At 73.7% G+C, this 17,303-nt stretch carries 13 protein-coding genes; 6 read left to right on the top strand and 7 right to left on the bottom strand.

The annotated features are described in order from the left end of the window. The first annotated feature begins 75 nt into the window (after window positions 1-75). Complete coding sequence (locus ACYP53_RS36310; protein WP_189913604.1) at window positions 76-786, top strand: spermidine synthase family protein; 711 nt, start codon at window positions 76-78, stop codon at window positions 784-786. Window positions 787-895: 109 nt separating this feature from the next. Further along, window positions 896-1,945 carry a TetR/AcrR family transcriptional regulator C-terminal domain-containing protein gene (locus ACYP53_RS36305; RefSeq protein WP_459650554.1) on the top strand — a complete coding sequence of 350 codons (1,050 nt, stop codon included), beginning with the start codon at window positions 896-898 and terminating at the stop codon, window positions 1,943-1,945. A gap of 152 nt (window positions 1,946-2,097) precedes the next feature. Here ACYP53_RS36305 and ACYP53_RS36300 read toward each other — a convergent pair whose 3' ends face one another. The 3 genes from ACYP53_RS36300 to ACYP53_RS36290 form a co-directional block, all read right to left on the bottom strand. After that, window positions 2,098-3,927, bottom strand: coding sequence for a hypothetical protein (locus tag ACYP53_RS36300; RefSeq protein WP_459650553.1), 1,830 nt, complete (start codon window positions 3,925-3,927; stop codon window positions 2,098-2,100). Between the two features lie 218 nt (window positions 3,928-4,145). Continuing rightward, complete coding sequence (locus ACYP53_RS36295; RefSeq protein ID WP_459650552.1) at window positions 4,146-4,982, bottom strand: TetR/AcrR family transcriptional regulator; 837 nt, start codon at window positions 4,980-4,982, stop codon at window positions 4,146-4,148. A gap of 86 nt (window positions 4,983-5,068) precedes the next feature. Next, window positions 5,069-5,587 (bottom strand): NUDIX hydrolase, encoded by a 519-nt coding sequence (locus ACYP53_RS36290; protein ID WP_459650551.1) that lies wholly within the window; start codon window positions 5,585-5,587, stop codon window positions 5,069-5,071. Window positions 5,588-5,689: 102 nt separating this feature from the next. On the opposite strand from ACYP53_RS36290, the gene ACYP53_RS36285 reads away from it, so the two are divergent. Continuing rightward, window positions 5,690-6,910, top strand: coding sequence for a serine hydrolase domain-containing protein (locus ACYP53_RS36285; RefSeq protein WP_459650550.1), 1,221 nt, complete (start codon window positions 5,690-5,692; stop codon window positions 6,908-6,910). 57 nt (window positions 6,911-6,967) lie between these two features. Here the strand turns inward: ACYP53_RS36285 and ACYP53_RS36280 are convergent, their stop codons facing one another. The 3 genes from ACYP53_RS36280 to ACYP53_RS36270 all read right to left on the bottom strand — a co-directional run bounded on the left by ACYP53_RS36280 (window position 6,968) and on the right by ACYP53_RS36270 (window position 10,484). Then, window positions 6,968-7,291, bottom strand: a complete 324-nt coding sequence (locus tag ACYP53_RS36280) for a nuclear transport factor 2-like protein (RefSeq protein ID WP_189913598.1) — start codon at window positions 7,289-7,291, stop codon at window positions 6,968-6,970. Window positions 7,292-7,542: 251 nt separating this feature from the next. After that, window positions 7,543-9,066 (bottom strand): acetaldehyde dehydrogenase ExaC, encoded by a 1,524-nt coding sequence (exaC, locus tag ACYP53_RS36275; protein WP_459650549.1) that lies wholly within the window; start codon window positions 9,064-9,066, stop codon window positions 7,543-7,545. 470 nt (window positions 9,067-9,536) lie between these two features. Further along, entirely contained in the window at window positions 9,537-10,484 is a 948-nt protein-coding gene (locus tag ACYP53_RS36270) for a terpene synthase family protein (RefSeq protein ID WP_189913597.1), read from the bottom strand. A 310-nt stretch (window positions 10,485-10,794) separates the two neighbouring features. Here ACYP53_RS36270 and ACYP53_RS36265 point away from each other — a divergent pair, with 310 nt between their 5' ends. Both ACYP53_RS36265 and ACYP53_RS36260 read left to right on the top strand, forming a co-directional pair. Next, window positions 10,795-13,812, top strand: a complete 3,018-nt coding sequence (locus ACYP53_RS36265; protein WP_459650548.1) for an ATP-binding protein — start codon at window positions 10,795-10,797, stop codon at window positions 13,810-13,812. A 240-nt stretch (window positions 13,813-14,052) separates the two neighbouring features. Then, window positions 14,053-15,117, top strand: coding sequence for an aldose epimerase family protein (locus ACYP53_RS36260; RefSeq protein ID WP_189913595.1), 1,065 nt, complete (start codon window positions 14,053-14,055; stop codon window positions 15,115-15,117). Window positions 15,118-15,130: 13 nt separating this feature from the next. Here ACYP53_RS36260 and ACYP53_RS36255 read toward each other — a convergent pair whose 3' ends face one another. Further along, a complete protein-coding gene (locus ACYP53_RS36255) occupies window positions 15,131-15,634 on the bottom strand; it encodes a GNAT family N-acetyltransferase (protein ID WP_189913594.1) in 504 nt (167 codons plus the stop codon). Window positions 15,635-15,944: 310 nt separating this feature from the next. Here ACYP53_RS36255 and ACYP53_RS36250 point away from each other — a divergent pair, with 310 nt between their 5' ends. Continuing rightward, window positions 15,945-17,222, top strand: a complete 1,278-nt coding sequence (locus ACYP53_RS36250; protein ID WP_189913593.1) for an extracellular solute-binding protein — start codon at window positions 15,945-15,947, stop codon at window positions 17,220-17,222. Window positions 17,223-17,303: the final 81 nt, after the last annotated feature.

The following is a 17,303-nucleotide window of genomic DNA, read 5'->3' as shown; positions in this document are numbered from 1 at the left end:
GACGGTTCCACAGCCGAGTTCGCGCGCGTTCGCCGGAGTTCTCCGCCGTCCGCCCGCATTCGCCGAGGAGAACGCATGACCACCGCACTGCCCGAACGGGACGGCCCCGAGGCCGTCGTCACGCTCGACCGACGGGAGGGCCCGTACGGCGAGGTGGTGTTGCGGCAGCGCGGTGGGCACTTCGAGATCATCGCCAACGGCTGCTTCCTGATGGACACCGCCGACGGGCGCTCGGAGCGGCTGCTCATCCAGGCCGCGCTGGACGAGCTGGACCGCACCGGCAGCCGGACCGAGCGGCCGACCGTGCTGATCGGCGGCCTCGGGGTCGGCTTCTCGCTCGCGTACGCGGTGGCCGAGCCGCGCTGGGGGCGGATCGCCATCGTCGAGCGGGAGACCGCGATCATCGACTGGCACCGGAACGGCCCCCTCGGCGCCTTCTCGGACGGCGCGCTGGAGGACGAGCGGGTCGCGGTGCTCCACACCGACCTGCTGGAGTACCTCGCGGCGGCGGACGGCGAGCGCTACGACGCGCTGTGCCTGGACATCGACAACGGGCCGGACTGGACCGTCACCGACTCCAACAACGGCCTGTACGGCGCCGACGGGCTCGCGGTGCTCTGGCACCGGCTGCGGCCGGGCGGGGTGCTGGCGGTGTGGAGCGCGCAGCCGTCGACGGCCTTCGAGGAGGCGCTGCGGGCGGCGGGCTTCGCGGACGTCGTGACGCACGAGATCCCGGTGTCCCGAGGGGTGCCGGACGTCGTGCACCTGGCCCGGCGCGCGAGCTGAGGACGAACCCGGCCTACGGGTCGGGCAGTTGGTGGTGATCGGCTGGGGGCTTGCCGCCGATCCGGCGTTCCCCCGGGGCAGTTGAGGGTCTGGCGGACGGTGGTGGTGGGTGGTGGCTGAGAGCGGGACTCCCTCGGAGCGGATCGCGGCCGAGCTTCGACGGCGCATCGTGGCAGGGGAGTTGGCGCCCGGAGCACGGGTGCCGTCGACCCGGCGGATCACCCAGGAGTGGGGCGTGGCGATGGCCACGGCGACCAAGGTGCTGAACCGGCTGCGGGAGGAGGGGCTGGTTCGGGCCGTTCCCGGGGTGGGGACGGTGGTGGTCGGTGGATCGGTGGCCGGCGCGACGGTGGCTGGTGGGACGGTGGCCGGTGCGAACGTGGTCGAGGCCAAGGGGTCCGGAGGCGGCGCGGTCGCTCCGGGCGCGCGGGAGGTGTCGGGCGCGTCCGGGGTGCGGCGGGCGAGGGGAGGCGGCGAGCGCGACCTCACCCGGGCGCGGATCGTGGCGGCGGCCGTCCAGGTGGCGGACGCGGAGGGCCTGGCGGCGATGTCGATGCGCCGGGTCGCGACCGACCTGGGGGTCGCGACGATGTCGCTCTACCGCCATGTGCCCGGCAAGGACGAGCTGTTGCGGCTGATGATGGACGTGGCCTTCGGCGAGCAGCCGCTGCCCGAGTCACCGGCGTCGGGCTGGCGGGAGGGGCTGGAGACGGTCGCCCGGCTGCAGTGGCGGATCTACCGGCGGCACCCGTGGCTGGCGTCCACGATGTCCTTCACCCGGCCGGTGCTCGCGCCCGACGCGGCGCTGCACACCGAGCGCTCGATGGCGGCGCTGGCGGGACTGGGGCTGAGCTGGGACGAGATGGCCCAGGCCGCCGTCGCGCTGGCGGCGTTCGTGTGCGGGCTGGCAGTGCATTTCGAGCGGGAGGCGCAGGCCGAGCAGGACAGCGGGCTGTCCGCGGACGAGTGGATGGACCACCTGGGCACCGAGGACCACGACCGGCTGATGTCGGACCCGGAGCGGTTCCCGATGTTCGACGCGATGAACCGGGGGCCGGAGATCGACCTGAGCCTGGAGGCGCTGTTCGAGTTCGGGATGGCGCGGATGCTGGACGGGATCGAGACCGTGATCGCGCGCCGGGGAGCGGCTGGGAGCTGAGCGGGGACGGCTGGCGGGGGACGTCTGACAGGAGACAGCTGACAGCTGACAGATTTCAGATTTCAGATTTCAGCGAACGAAATCTGAAATCTGTCAGCTGTTCGTTGTTCGCGGCCTGTACCCGTGCCCGTGCCCGGGTTCGTGTCCGTGGCTCAGCCGAAGGGGCGGTGCTCCGGCGGTGCGTCGGCCTGGGGTGCCGCCGCGGGCTCCGCCGGCGGTGCGGACGGGACGTCCATCATGGCGAAGGGGTCGAAGTCCGGCGGGGGGATCATGACCGGCGTGCCCTTGGGCCGGTCCTCCTCGCCGTCCGCGGTCTCCGGCGCGGTGGCCGGCGCCGCCGCGACGGGATCCGGGACGATCGGCGGGGCCGAGGGCGGTGGCGGGACGGCCGGGCCCTGCGGGGCGAGGGTGGTGCCGAAGGGGTCGTGCTTCTGCTCGGCCGCGACCGTCGTGCCGAGCGGGTCGGCGGCCGGGGGCGCCGCGGCGGGCTGGACGGCGGGTGCCGCGTCGCCTGCCGGGCTCGGGAGGCTGTCCATGGCGAAGGGGTTGAAGTCCGGCGGGGGGATCATGACCGGCGTGCCCTTGGGCCGGTCCGCCGCGTTCGGCTCGGCCGCGGTGGCGGGCGAACCGGTGGCGGGCGACTCGGCGACCGGCGCGAAGGGGTTGAAGTCCGCGGGCGGTACGCGCACCGGAGTGCCGCGCAGGTGGACCGGCACCTCCTGCGGCTCCTCCGTCCGCGTCTCCTCGACGGGAGCCACGGCCGGGGCGGCCACCGCCGGAGCAGCCACAGCCACAGCCGGAGCGGGTGCCTGGGCCGCTTCGCCGTCCCAGCCGAACTGGATGCTCTTCAGCAGCTCCGCGAACGCCTCGGTGTACAGCTCCCAGTCCTCCGGCCGCGCCGTGGACAGCTGGGCGCACAGCACCGTCCCGCCGTCCGGCAGCGGTACGAAGGCCTGGACGGCCGAGGTGACCACCCAGCGCCGCTGTCCGTCGCCGGCCAGCGGTCCGGGCACCGGGACGGTCCGTCCCTCGACCAGGACGGCGGCCGGGCCGGCCGGCAGCAGGACCGTCCACACCTCGGCGTGCCGTCGGACGGTGGCCAGTTCGGTGGCGAGCGCGGTGATCGGCAGCGGGTGCCGGGCGAGCGAGATGACGAGGGCGGCGTCCGAGGCGCGGCCGTCCAGCTCCAGGGCGCAGATTCCGGCGTACGCGACGCCCGCGTCGTGGGTCAGGTCGGCCAGGGTGGCGGAGAGCACCGCGAAGTCCCGGCGGGCCTCGGTGCCGGTGGCGCTGAACAGTTCCTCGGCGACCTCGGCCAGATGACCGGTCAGCTCCGCGGCCGCCGCCGCGGTGGCCGGGGTGGTCCGGTCGGCCGGGTCCGCGTCGGCGGGCAGCGGGGGCACCGTCCGGGCGGAGACGCCGGGGTGCCCGGCGGGGGAGGTCAGCGGGTGGAAGCCGGGCGGGACGACCAGCCGGACCTCGGCGCCCGAGCCGGTGGGCAGTTCGACCGGCTGCCGGGTCTGCTGTCCGGCGGCCAGCGCGGCCAGCGCGGGGGCGAACGGCGGGCGCAGCTTGGCGTCGGCGAACTCGCCGGTGACCGGCAGCTGGAAGAGCGCTGCCGAGGTGGTGCCCCGGTCGGCGATCGCGCCGCGCACCGCCCCGCCGCCGTAGCGGGACTGCAGTGCGCCGATCGCCCGGTCGGAGATCCGCTCACCGGTGCCGGGCCGGGCGGTGCCGGCGGTGATCACGGTGCCGAGCCGGTCGAGGGCGGTGTACACCGGGCCGTTGGGGGCCAGCGGCAGGCCGAACAGCGCCTCGGCGGCGGGGTGCCCGGTGGCTCGCAGGGCACTCAGCGAGGCCGCCGGGTGGCGCGAGGTGTGCTCGTCGAAGAGGGCGTCGGTGAGCGTGCCGAGGGTCGCGCAGACCTGCTCGGCCGCTGCGAAGGGATTGCCCTCCGCGCTGAACTGGACGTCCTGGGTCAACTGGTGAGCCCCCCGCTCTGCTCCGTCTGCCGTCGGTGGTTCGGGTGGGACCGGGCCCGCCGAGGTGGCGTGCCGTCGGATCCCCGCCCATTCCTATCAGAGCCCACCGTCGGGACCGAACCGCAGGATGACCCGATGATCACTCGGGCCGGTGCGGTGACCGCCGGTCCGACGATCGGTCCGACCGCCGGGCCGACCTCACCCGACGTCACCCGGCCTCAGCCGGTGGCGGTTCCGGCGGCCGGTTCGCCGGGGGTCCCGGTGGCGAGCGCGGTGACCGCGTCGAGGATCCCCGGGACGGCCAGCAGCCCGGCGAGGTCCTGCACCAGGCGCCCGGTCGGGCCCTCCGGGCGCTCGTCGGCGAAGAAGGAGCCCAGTTCGGCGGCGAGCGCCGGCTCCCGCGCCGCGGTGAGGGTGAGCGACGCGACGAACTCCTGCACCAGGTGCAGCTGCAGTTCCTCCAGCGGCACCGAGCGCTCGCCCAGCCACTCCAGCGAGGTGATCTCGGCGTTGGCGATCCAGGCGCGGACGGTCAGTCGCAGCCCGGCACTGGGCGAGGGGAGCGCCAGATGGGCCAGGATCTGCTCCTGAGCGGCCCGGCGCACCTCGTCGATCACCGCCGAGGTGCCCGCGCTGGCCGCCACCGAGCCGCCCCGCAGCAGAGCCGCGAAGCCCGGCCCGTGGCTCTGCACGAAGTCCAGGTAGCGGCCCATCACCCGGTACAGCCGCTCGGACAGCGGCCCCTCCATGGGCTCCTCGAAGCGGGCCGACAGCTCCTGCCCGGCCCGCCGCAGCGACTCCTCGTACAGCGCCTGCTTGCCCGGGAAGTAGTGGTACACCAGCGGCCGGGAGGCGCCCGCGGCGGCGGCGATGTCGTCGATGGACACCTCCTCCGGCGGGCGCTGGCTGAACAGCTCCAGCGCCACGGCGATCAGCTGCTCCCGCCGCTCGTCCACGCTCAGCCGCCGGCGGGGCCGCGCACCCGCCGCCGCCCGGTCGGGTGCGGAGGTCCGTGCTGCTCGGTCGGCCGTCGGGGACGGCGTACGGGAGGCCATGCGCGCCAGCCTATCCGGCGGCCGTCCGGTGGCCCATGCGGCCGGCTCGCCGGGGCAGGCACGGGCGCCACCGCCGCCCGTGCGGCCTACCCGGCCCGGAAGTCCAGGTAGCGGCGGTAGGCCTCGACGCCGTCGGGGACGAAGGTGTCGCGGGTGAGGCGCTCGGCGAGCTCCCCGGGGGTGAGCCAGGCGTGCCAGGCGATCTCGGACTCCTGCGGGGAGACCGGCCCGTCCCAGTCGGCCTCGTACATGTCGCACCACCAGCTGAGCTTGCCGCCGTCGGGCTCCCGGAAGAGGAACTTGAACAGCGGGCGCGGGGCGACGCCGTGGACGCCGAGCTCCTCCTCGGCCTCGCGGACGGCGGCCTCGGGGTAGCTCTCGCCGGAGCCGACGACGCCGCCGACGAACATGTCGTACGCGCCGGGGGCGAACAGCTTGGTGCCGGTGCGGCGGTGGACGAAGATCCGTCCGGCCGGGTCGCGGACCAGGATGAAGACGCAGCGGTGGGTCAGGCCGCGTCGGTAGACCTCGCCGCGCAGGGCGGTCCCGATCACCCGGTCCTGCTCGTCGACGACGTCCAGCAGCTCTTCGGCAGGGTTGGTCATGGTGGACAGGTTAGGGTTTCGGGGCCCGGTTCGAACGGATTTCCACGAACCATCGAACGCGGGCGGACGATCGGGATCGGGACGGGCTGAAGGCGGCACGCGATGGTGGAGATCTGGGGCGAGACGGCCGAGGGGTTCGAGCCCGTACGGGCGGCCTTCGCGCGGAACTTCGCGGAGTTCGGCGAACTCGGCGCGGCCTTCGCACTGTACGTGCGCGGCCGCAAGGTGGTCGACCTGTGGGGCGGCGACGCCCGGCCCGAGGTCGGCGGGCGGCCCGCGCCGGCGGTGCCGTGGACGGCGGACACCGCCCAGGTGCTGCGCTCGGTCACCAAGGGCCTGACCGCGACCACCGCGCTGCTGGCGGTCGAGCGCGGTCTGCTGGACCCGGACGCGCCGGTGGCCTCGTACTGGCCGGAGTTCGCGGCCGAGGGCAAGGGCGGGGTGCCGGTGCGCTGGCTGCTCTCGCACCAGGCCGGGGTGCCCGCGCTGGACGTGCCGCTGCGGCTGGAGGACGTGCTCACCTGGGAGCGCGCGGCCGCCGCCGTCGCCGCGCAGGCGCCCGCCTGGGAGCCCGGCACGGCGCACGGCTACCACCCGTACACCTTCGGCTGGCTGGTCGGCGAGGTGGTGCGGCGGGTGACCGGGAGGACGGTCGGGCAGTACTTCGCCGAGGAGATCGCCCGGCCGCTCGGGCTGGACCTGTGGATCGGGCTGCCGGCCGGGGCCGCGCCGCGGGTCGGCAAGCTGGTCGACCTGCCCGCCCCCGAGGCCGCCCGGACCGGGCCGAGCGGCCTGCGGCTGCGGCCCAAGCAGTCCGTCCGCGACGCCTACCAGGACCCGACCTCGCTGACCGCCCGCTCCTTCGCCTCGGTGCGCCCCGGGGTGGACCTCAACGATCCGGCGGTGCAGGCGGCCGAGATCCCCGGCGCCGGCGGGATCGGCACCGCCCGTTCGCTGGCCCGGTTCTACGCGGCGCTGATCGGCGCGGCCGACCGCCCGGACGGCTCCGGGGCGCTGCTGCCGCCGCTGCTCGGACCGGAGGTGCTGACCCGCGCGGTCGGCCCGGCGGTGAGCGGCCCGGACCGGGTGCTGATCGTCAACTCCACCTTCGGCCTGGGCTTCTGGCGGCACGGCCCGACCGCGCCGATGGCCTCCCCGGCGAGCTTCGGGCACCCGGGGCGGGGCGGCTCGCTGGGCTTCGCCGATCCGGACCTGGGCCTGGGCTTCGGGTACGTCACCAACGGCATGCAGCCCGGGGTGACCGGGGACGCCCGCTCGCGGAACCTGATCCGCGCGGTGCGGGGGTGCCTGGGGCTGTCCTGAGCGCGGGGCGGGCCTGGGCGCGGGGGCCCGGGCGCGGTGGCGTCACCGGACGCGGGGCTACGCCTGGCCGGTCTCGAAGCGGCTGATCTTCCCGCCGTCGACGGTGAAGCGCCAGGCGGTGCGCATCTCGCCCCAGGTCTCGTTGGTGAAGTTGGCGACCAGCGCGTGGCCCCCGCTCGACTCGGTCTGGACGTCCATCCGGCCGTTCGAGGTGAAGATCTCCCGGTCGATCCACTGCGACAGGTCGCGGTCGGAGCCGTCGTCGGACATGGTCGCGTCCGGGGTGAGCGCGGCCAGGAAGGCCGCGCGGTCGCCCGCGTTGACCGCGGTGACGAAGGCGCGGACGGCGGGGTCGCTGAGCTTGGCGGGGGAAATGGTCATCTGCCGGGACTCCCAACGGGGATGAGCGGACGGGGGAGTCCTGTCTACGGCGTTCGCGCGGGCCGTTCGGGCATGTCGGCGGCGCGTCGGAAAAATCGGTGCATTCATGTGCTTAGATCCAGAAACAGGCGATTTGTCCTGACAGTCCGCCACGGGGAGTGGCGGTGGAGCGGGAGGCCGGCCCCGGCCTCCCGCTCCACCTTTGCCGTGAGCCGGGTTCGAGCCCGGCCCGCGCCTGCCCCGGGCCCGGCCTAGAAGAAGCCGACCGCGTCGGGGGAGTAGCTGACCAGCAGGTTCTTGGTCTGCTGGTAGTGCTCCAGCAGCGTCTTGTGGTTCTCGCGCCCGATCCCGGAGTTCTTGTAGCCGCCGAAGGCAGCATGGGCCGGGTAGGCGTGGTAGCAGTTCGTCCACACACGGCCAGCCTGGATGGCGCGTCCGGCCCGGTGGGCGGTGTTGAGGCTGCGGGTCCACACGCCCGCGCCGAGCCCGTACTGGGTGTCGTTGGCGAGGGCGACGGCCTGGTCGAAGCCGTCGAAGCGGGTCACCGAGACGACCGGGCCGAAGATCTCCTCCTGGAAGACCCGCATCGAGTTGTCGCCCTCGAAGACGGTCGGCGTCACGTAGTACCCGCCGGCGAGCGCGCCGCCGAGGTCGGCGCGCTCGCCGCCGGTGAGGACCTTGGCGCCCTCGGCCTGGCCTATCTCGAAGTAGGAGAGGATCTTCTTCAGCTGCTCGACGCTGGCCTGGGCGCCGACCTGGGTCTCGGTGTCCAGCGGGTCGCCCTGGCGCATCGCGCGCACCCGCTCCAGGCCGTCGGCGAGCAGCCGCTCGTAGATCGAGGACTCGATCAGCGCGCGGCTGGGGCAGGTGCAGACCTCGCCCTGGTTGAGGGCGAACATCGCGAAGCCCTCCACCGCCTTGTCGTAGAAGGCGTCCGAGGCGGCGGCGACGTCCCCGAAGAACACGTTGGGGCTCTTGCCGCCGAGCTCCAGGGTGACCGGGATCAGGTTGTCGGCCGCCGCGCGGGCGATCAGCCGGCCGGTCGAGGTCTCGCCGGTGAAGGCGAGCTTGCGGATCCGCGGGCTGGCGGACAGCGGCGCGCCGGCCTCCTCGCCGAAGCCGGTGACGATGTTGAGCACGCCGGGCGGCAGCAGGTCGGCGGTCAGCTCGGCGAGCAGCAGCACCGAGGCCGGGGTCTGCTCGGCGGGCTTGAGCACCACCGCGTTGCCGGCCGCCAGCGCCGGGGCGAGCTTCCATACCGCCATCAGGATCGGGAAGTTCCACGGGATTATCTGGCCGACCACGCCCAGCGGCTCGTGGAAGTGGTACGCGACGGTGTCCTCGTCCAGCTGGGAGAGGCTGCCCTCCTGGGCGCGCAGCGCACCGGCGAAGTAGCGCAGGTGGTCGACGGCGAGCGGGAGGTCGGCGGCCAGCGTCTCGCGGACCGGCTTGCCGTTCTCCCAGCTCTCCGCGACGGCCAGCTGCTCCAGGTTGGCCTCCATCCGGTCGGCGATCCGCAGCAGCACCTGTGCCCGCTCGGCGGCCGGGGTGCGGCCCCAGGCCGGGGCGGCGGCGTGGGCCGCGTCCAGGGCGGCCTCGATGTCCTCGGCGGTGCCCCGGGCGACCTCGGTGAACACCTCGCCGGTGACCGGGGTCGGGTCGCCGAAGTACTCGCCGCGCACCGGGGGCGTCCAACCGCCACCGATCCAGTGCTCGTACCGGGAGCGGTAGGCGACGATGCTGCCGGGCGTGCCGGGGGGCTGGTAGACCGTCATGCTCTGGTGTCTCCTCGCGACGTCGGGCGCCGCCCGGGCCGTACGGCCGGAGCAGCGCGCCGGGCCGCCCGGTCGGGGCGGCCCGGCGGGAGGGGCAGGACACGCACATGGGCCGGACGCCCGCTGGGGGCGCCCGCCGTCGAGCACCCTAACCGCCGGGCGCGCGCCGCGGCTACGGTCCGTACGAGGGTTCGTACGGAGGGTGCGCGTTCCGGCCGTTCTCACGGGTGCGGGCCCGGGTGCGGGGCCGAGCGCGGGCGCGGACACGGGCGCGGGGCACGGGCGGAGGGGGTGCGGCGGCGGTCGGGTGGGGGCGTGACCCGGCGCGGGGGGCGGTGGACCGGCGCGGGGCGGCCCGCCCGCGCGGGGGCGGGCGCGCGGGCGTGGCCCTCGCCGCGGGCGCGGTCGGCTTCGCCGGCCGGCTGCCCCGGTCGGCGTGCGGCGGCCGGTGTTCGACGGCCGGGCGGGCGTCAGACCGCGTGGTACCGACCGGTGCGGGCCTCCCAGCTGAGGTAGCCCGCCAGCCAGGTGAGCAGCCCGTCCGCGTACCGCTGGGCGATCGTGCGCTCGATCCGGGACAGGCCCAACTCGCGGTAGACGTCGGGGAGGCGGTCGCGCAGCTCGGCGCAGCGCTCGACCATCAGCTGCGCCTCCGCGATGACCGCCGAGCAGGCCTCCTCGGCCGAGCAGTGGCGCTCGCGCTGGACGATCATGACGAGGTTGTTCACGTCCCCGCGCGGCGCCTCCAGCGGGTAGGACCGCACGTCGTTGCTGAGCGACGGTATGTCGGCCGCCAGCTGGCGGAGTTGACGCAGCACCGGGTGGTGGAGGACGGCGGCGGGGACCTCGAACTGGCCGATCCGCTCGACCATGTCGAAGATCGTCTCCATCGCCGCGGTGCCCCGTCTGAGTTCCAGGTAGCCGTCCCGGTCCGGGGGTCGGGCGGAGATCCGGCCGGCCGCCTCGGCGGGGTGACTGGCCAGGTAGTACTCCCAGTTGTACGCGGCGCGGGCCTGCCAGCGGGCGGGCATGCCGCGCACGCTGCGGTTCCAGAGGTCGGCGAAGGCGGTCTCGACCGCGGAGCCCTGGTCGGGGCGGGCGCCGTGCAGCACGGCGATCAGGCGTTCGCAGATCGGCGCCACTTCCGAGGGACGGCGGCCGAGCGGGCCGTCGAACTGGTCGTCGAAGAGGAAGTAGAAGCCCATCAGGTCGGCGGCCAGGGCGAGTTCGTCCGGTCCGGCGTCCGGGTAGCCGAGCGCGGCGAGGTCCACCACCTCCCAGTGCGCGTAGCCGGGGCGGTCGGCGTCGGGGAGCAGCGGGTGGCGGACCAGCCAGGCGCGGTGCAGCGCGGTGGCGTGCGCGCCGTGGGGACTGCGGCGGTGCGGGAACGGGATCTGAAGTGAGGTGTCGTCAGACATCGGACTCCCGGTGCAGCGGAGGGTGGGGGCGCTTGTGGTTCGAACACTGAGGGTGTGGGGAGTTGACGCGGCGAGATGTGGATGATGAGGGTGGGGGGCGCAAGATCATCTGAGCCTCGCGGGCCGTAGGGTATCTGATGCAATGATCGGACGTTAGGGATATAGGGCAATTGCCCTTGGCAAGCCGTCCAAACCCTCACCGTCTGCCCCAGCCTGCACGAATGCCGCACGGTGAGGCCCACGCGGCGCTACCCTCGGCTCCACGCAGTGATGGAGCTGTGACGGGTTCGGGCGAGGCGGAGGCGCGACGGTGACCGAGCAGGAGAACGAACTTCGGACCGGAGCCGGTTCCGGTCGGGACGGCGACGGCACCGCGCCCCGGGTCCGACTGCGCGACCGTGACGCCGAACTGCGCTCGGTGGAGGCCGCCGTCGACCGGCTCTGCCGCGACTTCGCCGCCGGCGGCACCGAGATCGGCGACCTGCTCGCCTTCTCCGGCCGCCCCGGCATCGGCAAGACCACCCTGCTGCACGAGGTCCGACGGATCGCCAAACTGCGCGAGGGCGCCACCGTGCTGTTCGCCCGAGGCGGCGAACGGCAGTTCAAGGAGCCCTACCACGTGCTGCGCCAGCTGCTCCAGCCGGTGCTCAGCCACCTGCGGCCGGACGAGTTCCGGCAGGTCATGGGCACCTGGGAGGAGGTCGTCGGACCGGCCATGGGCCTCAAGCAGCCCAAGGCCGGCGCCCGCCGCCTCGACCCGCAGGGCGTGCGGGACGGCCTCGACTACGTCCTCACCCAGCTCGCACCCCGCCGCGCCCCGATGGTGATGATCGTCGACGACCTGCACTGGGCCGACGCGGAATCCCTGTCCTGGCTCACCAAGTTCGCCGTCCGCTCCGGCGAACTGCCCGTCCTGCTCGTCTTCGCCTTCCGCGAGGACGAGAACGACTGGCCGACCGAGACCCACGACTTCCGCCGGGACCTCGTCGGCCTCAAGGGCCGCAAGCACGAACTCAACCGGCTCAACCTCAACTCCGTCACCGACATGATCCGCGCCGAACTCGGCGACAAGGCCGAGGACGCCTTCTGCTACGAGTTCTGGAACGTCGTCAACGGCAACCCCTTCGAGGCCGGCCGCCTGCTCGACCAGGTCCGTGACCAGGAGCTCGAACCGGTCGAGGAGAACTCCCGGCAACTGCGCGAACTCGCCGTCGACGCCACCGGGATGACCCTCAAGAGCTGGCTGGACCAGCTCGGTGCCGCCACCCTGCGGTTCGCCTGGGCCTGCGCCATGCTGGGCACCGACATCCGGATCGACCTCGCCACCCGGATCTCCACCCAGAGCACCGAGGGCGCCCGCGACTCCATCAAGCAGCTGCGCAAGCAGCGCGTGCTCACCCAGTCGCCCAACGGGAACCTCGAGTTCGTCCACCCGCTGATCGCCAGCTCGATCTACAACACCATGCCGGATGCCACCCGCCTGGGCATGCACGGCATCGCCGCCGTCGAGATCGAGAACGCCGGACTCGGCCTGCTCGCCGCCTCCCGCCACCTGGTCGAGACCCACTCCGGCGAGGGCGACGACCGGATCGTCAAGAAGCTGCGCCGCGCCGCCGTCGAGCACCAGCTGATCGGCGCCCCCGAGGCCGCCCAGCGCTGCCTCAACCGCGCGCTCAACGAGCCGCCCGCCGACGAGATCAAGGCCGAGGTGCTGTACGAACTCGGCTGCTCCGCCCTGCTGACCGACCCCGTCGCCACCGTCAACCAGCTCAAGCTCGCCCTCGACCCCGACGAGGTGCCGCTCCGCCCCGAACTGCGGGTGGACGCCACCTTCCGGCTGTCCGAGGTGCTCGCGCACAGCGGCGAGCTGCGCCAGGCCGCGCTGGTCTGCCAGGAGGAGGCGGGGCAGACCGCCGACCCGGCCGGGCGGCAACGGCTCCAGGCCGCCTCGTTCATGTGGCACGCCTTCCGCAAGTCCGAGGAGGACGGCTGCGGCCGCTCCGCCCGGCTCGCCGAGATGTGCGACCGGCTGACCGGCCGGGAGGCCGCCGACCGGGCCGTGCTCGCCATGCGGGCCTGGGACCTCACCCTGCGCGGCGCCCCCTCCGCCGAGGCGCTCGCGCTCGCCGACGAGGTCCTCGACGGCGGCCGGCTGCCCAAGGGCCTCGGCTGGACCGACACCACCTGGGGCTTCGAACTGCCCTCGATGCTCTGTCTGACGTACATCTACAACGACCGCGTCGCCCAGGCCGAACGGCTGGCCGCCGACGCCATCATCCAGTTCGAGATCGCGGGCTGGAGCGGTGCCCACCGGGGCTTCGCGTACTTCCTGATGGGGCTGGCCCGGTTCCGCCGCGGCCTGCTCGCCGAGGCGGAGGACTTCCTGCGCCGGGCGTTCCGCATCTCCGAGCGGATCGGGCGCAAGCTGCCGCTGGCCTGGGACGCCGTCGGCGTGCTGGTGGACACCCTGATCGCCCGCGGCCGGGTCGAGGAGGCCTGGGAGTTCGCCAACGACTTCGGCTTCCACCCGCCGTACCACGCGACCGCCATGGTGCTGCCCGACGCGGCCTCGCTGTACGGCAAGCTGCTGGTCGCCAAGAACCGGTACGCGGGTGCCGCCGCCGCGCTCACCGAGGCGGGCGCCCAGCTGGAGGTCCGCGGCTGGCGCAACACCGTCTGGGCGCCCTGGGCCGGCCACCTCGCCATCGCGATCGCGGACGACGAGCCGGAGCGCGCCCGCGAGTACGCCCAGACGGCCGTCCGGGACGCGCGGACCTTCGGCACCGCCTCGGCGATCGGCAGCGCGCTGCGGCTCCAGGCACAGGTCGAGGACGGCCAGCAGGCGGTCGACCTGCTGGAGCAGGCCGTGACGTACCTCGGGCAGTCCCCGGCCGGCTACGAGCACGCCGTCGCGCTGGTCGACCTCGGCGCCGCGCTGCGCCGGGTCGGACGGCTGGAGGACGCCCAGGAGTACCTGTACCAGGGCATCGAACTGGCCCAGCACTGCTCGGCGGAGGGGCTGGTCGACCAGGCGCGGCGGGAGCTCGCCAACTACGGGCTGCGGCCCAACCGGCTGGGCCTGCGCGACTTCGGGGACACCCTGGACACGCTCAGCGGGCCGGAACTGGAGGTCGCCCAGCGGGCGGTGCAGGGCCTGCCGCCGCAGCGGATCGCCGAGGAGCTCGGGCTGCACATCGGCCTGGTCAACCGGCGGCTGGCCGCGGTCTACCGCAAGGCGGGCAGCGGGCCGGACGGGCTGGCCTCGGCGCTCGGACTGCCGCCGCAGCAGCGGGAGGCGACCCGGCCTGGGGCGGAGGACGAGGAGTAGGGGAGCAGGAGCGGGCGGCCCCGCGCGGACGGTGGCGGTCGGTCAGAGCGGCCGTCGCCCACGGGCGGCTCGTACCCACGGGCGGCGGGTGCCGACGGCGGCGCACGCTGGCGCGGTTACGCCCCCGCCGACGCCGCCCTCGCTAGGCTGACGGACACGGGGGGCTGCCGTGGTGCCCCTCCCGACGGACCAGGAAGCGGGCGGTCGCGGTGCGCCGCGGCCGACAGTGAGGAGCAGGCCATGGCGAGCGAGGCCACCAGCGTTCGGCACGAACCCCTCGACCCCTCGGGAGCGGGGGCCGCGATCGGGCGCTGGACGCTCACGGCCGGCCCGTACGAGGCGAGCGTGCTCACCCTCGGCGCCACCCTGCACACCCTGAGCGCGCCGGACCGTTCCGGCCGCTCCGCCCAACTGCTGCTGGCCTCCGACGAGTTGTCCCAGATCCTCGGCCCGGCCCGGCACTACGGCACGGTGGTGGGCCGGTACGCCAACCGGATCGACCACTCCTCGGTCACCATCGACGGCGAGGAGCACCGGCTCGCCCCGACCGGCGCCGGCATGACCATCCACGGCGGGCCGGACGGCTTCGCGCAGCGGATGTGGGCGGCCGAGCCCGTCGAGGGCGGGGTGCGGCTGCGGCTGCACAGCCCGGACGGGGACCAGGGCTTCCCCGGCGCGCTCGACGTCACCGTCGACTACACCCTGGACGCCTCCGGCGAGCTGGTGATCCACTACCGCGCGGTGAGCAGCAAGCCGACCGTCGTCAACCTGACCAACCACGCGTACATCAACCTCGCGGGTGAAGGCAGCGGCGACGTGCTCGGCCACCTGCTCACCCTGGACGCCGACGAGTACACCCCGGCCGACGAGCGGCAGATCCCGTACGGGCGGACCGAACCGGTGGCCGGCACGCCGTTCGACTTCACGGTGGCCACCCCGATCGGCAAGTCGGTGCACGACCCGCACCCGCAGCTGGCCGGGCCGGGCGGCTACGACCACAACTGGGTGCTGCGCCCCCGCCCGGCGGACGGCGCCCCGGCGCGGGCGGCGCTGCTGGAGGACCCGGCCAGCGGCCGCACCCTGGAGGTGCTGACCACCGAGCCGGGCATCCAGGTCTACACGGCGAACAAGTTCCAGGGCGCGGTCACCGGCGCGAGCGGCGTCCCGTACGGGCCGTTCGCCGGGATCGCGCTGGAGACCCAGCACTTCCCGGACTCCCCGAACCACCCGGCGTTCCCGAGCACCGTGCTGCGGCCGGGCGAGGAGTTCCGCTCGACGACCGTGCTGCGGCTGGGGACCAACTAGCCGGTCCGGCGGCTCAGGGCCGCAGGTCCCGGCGCATGCAGAGCCGGGGCCAGCGGTCCAGGCCGTGCTCGGCCTCCTTGCGGCGGATCTCGCGCAGGCCCGTGGTGGTCTCGGCGTCGGACAGCGGACGGAAGCCGCAGCGCGCGTAGTAGGGGGCGTTCCAGGGCACCTCGGCGAAGGTGGTGAGGGTGAGCGCCGGGGCGTCGGTGGTCCGGGCGAGGTGCTCGATCAGCGCCCGGCCGATGCCGCGGCGGGCGTGGTCGGGGTGGACGGAGACCTGCTCGATGTGGAGTGCGCCGTCCACCGGCTCGGCCAGCAGGTAGGCGGCGATCGTGCCGTCGGGGGCTTCGGCGGCGAGGGCGAGGCCGTGGTCGAGGTAGTGCGCCAGCTCCTCCGGGGCCGGGGGGTCGTCCTCGGCGATCTCCGGCATGCCGATCGCGGCGAAGGGGGCGCCGGCAGCCCCTTCCAGCTCGGTGAGCAGCGGAAGTTCGTCCCTGGTGACGGCTCTGATGCGCATGGGTCCAGTGTGCGGGAGGTGGCTTTCGGCCACGCAGGGTGGTCCCGTCGGTCGACCGGGGAGGGGTGAATCGGGCGAACCGGGGCAAGTGGTGGCGGAAGCCGACTACCGTGTGGCAACGTCCAGGACACGTGGATGTAACGATCGCCATTTCTTGCAGAAACTTGCTGCAAGGACTTTCCGTCGATCTTTCACCGCTGTTAACTTCCTTCCCGAGCCCGACGGCAGCAACGGTGCGGTCGGCACGAGGCAGCCATTATGCGCCTGTCTCCGAACATCTCGGGCACCCCCACCCTCCCAAGGAGTTCTCATGCGGCGTGGCATCGCGGCCTCTGCCCTCGTTGTGGCCCTCGCGGTCTCGATGGCTGCCTGTGGCAGCAGCGGCTCCAGCTCGGACGGCAAGGCCGACGGGCCGGTCACCCTCACGTACTGGGACACGTCGAACGCCACCAACGAGGCGCCGAACTACCAGGAGCTCGTGAAGAAGTTCCAGGCCGCCAACCCGAACATCACGGTCAACTTCGTCAACGTCCCGTTCGACCAGGCGCAGAACAAGCTCCAGACCGCGATGGGGGCCAAGGGCGCTCCGGACGTGTTCCGCTCCGAGGTCGGCTGGACCGCCGCCTTCGCCAAGGCCGGCTACCTGGAGCCGCTGGACGGCACCCCGGCCGCCGCCGACACCTCCGCCTTCCAGCCCAGCCTGATCCAGCAGGCCAAGTACGAGGGCAAGCTGTACGGCGTCCCGCTGGTGACCGACACCCTCGGCCTGCTCTACAACAAGGAGCTCTTCGCGAAGGCCGGCATCACCGCGGCGCCGAAGACCTGGGACGAGCTGAAGGCCGACGCCGCCGCCGTCAAGGAGAAGGCCGGCGTGGACGGCTTCTGGCTGAAGGCCGCCGACGGCTACTACGCGATGCCGTTCCTGTTCGGCGAGGGCACCGACACCGTCGACGCCGCCGGCAAGAAGATCACCGTCACCTCGCCGGAGGCCGTCAAGGCCGTCGAGACCTACAAGACGATGTTCACCTCCCCCGGCACCGCCAAGGCCGACGTCACCACCGACGCCTACGCGCACATGATGGACGCCTTCAACAGCGGCAAGGTCGCGGCGATCATCCAGGGCCCCTGGGAGATCACCAACATCTACAAGGGCTCGGCCTTCGCCGACAAGAGCAACCTCGGCATCGCCGCCGTTCCCGGCGGCTCCGCGGGCAAGGCCGGCGCCCCCACCGGCGGCCACAACATCGCCGTCTACGCCGGTGCGGACAAGGCCCACAAGGCCGCCGCCGAGAAGTTCGCCGCCTTCATGACCTCGGCCGAGAGCCAGGCGTTCATCGCGCAGAAGAACTCCACGCTGCCCACCCGCTCCGACGCCTTCACCGCCGACGTCAAGGCCGACCCGGGCATCGCGGGCTTCCAGAGCATCCTGGACAGCGCCAAGCCGCGCCCCGAACTGCCCGAGTACAGCTCGCTGTTCGCCTCGCTCGGCACCAACCTGGGCAAGGCCGTCCAGGGCGGTTCCACCCAGGACGCGCTGAACACCGTCGCCACCGACTACGCCAAGCTCCTGCCGGGCTTCGCCAAGTAGTCCCCGAGCCCGGCCTGCCGCCCCCGGCAGGCCGGGCCGTCGGCTCCCAGTCGGCTCAATCGGCTCCGTCGGTTCCGTCGG

It is taken from the genome of Kitasatospora sp. Ki12 (genome assembly GCF_054601375.1).
This window is presented reverse-complemented; position numbering and strand designations above follow the sequence as displayed.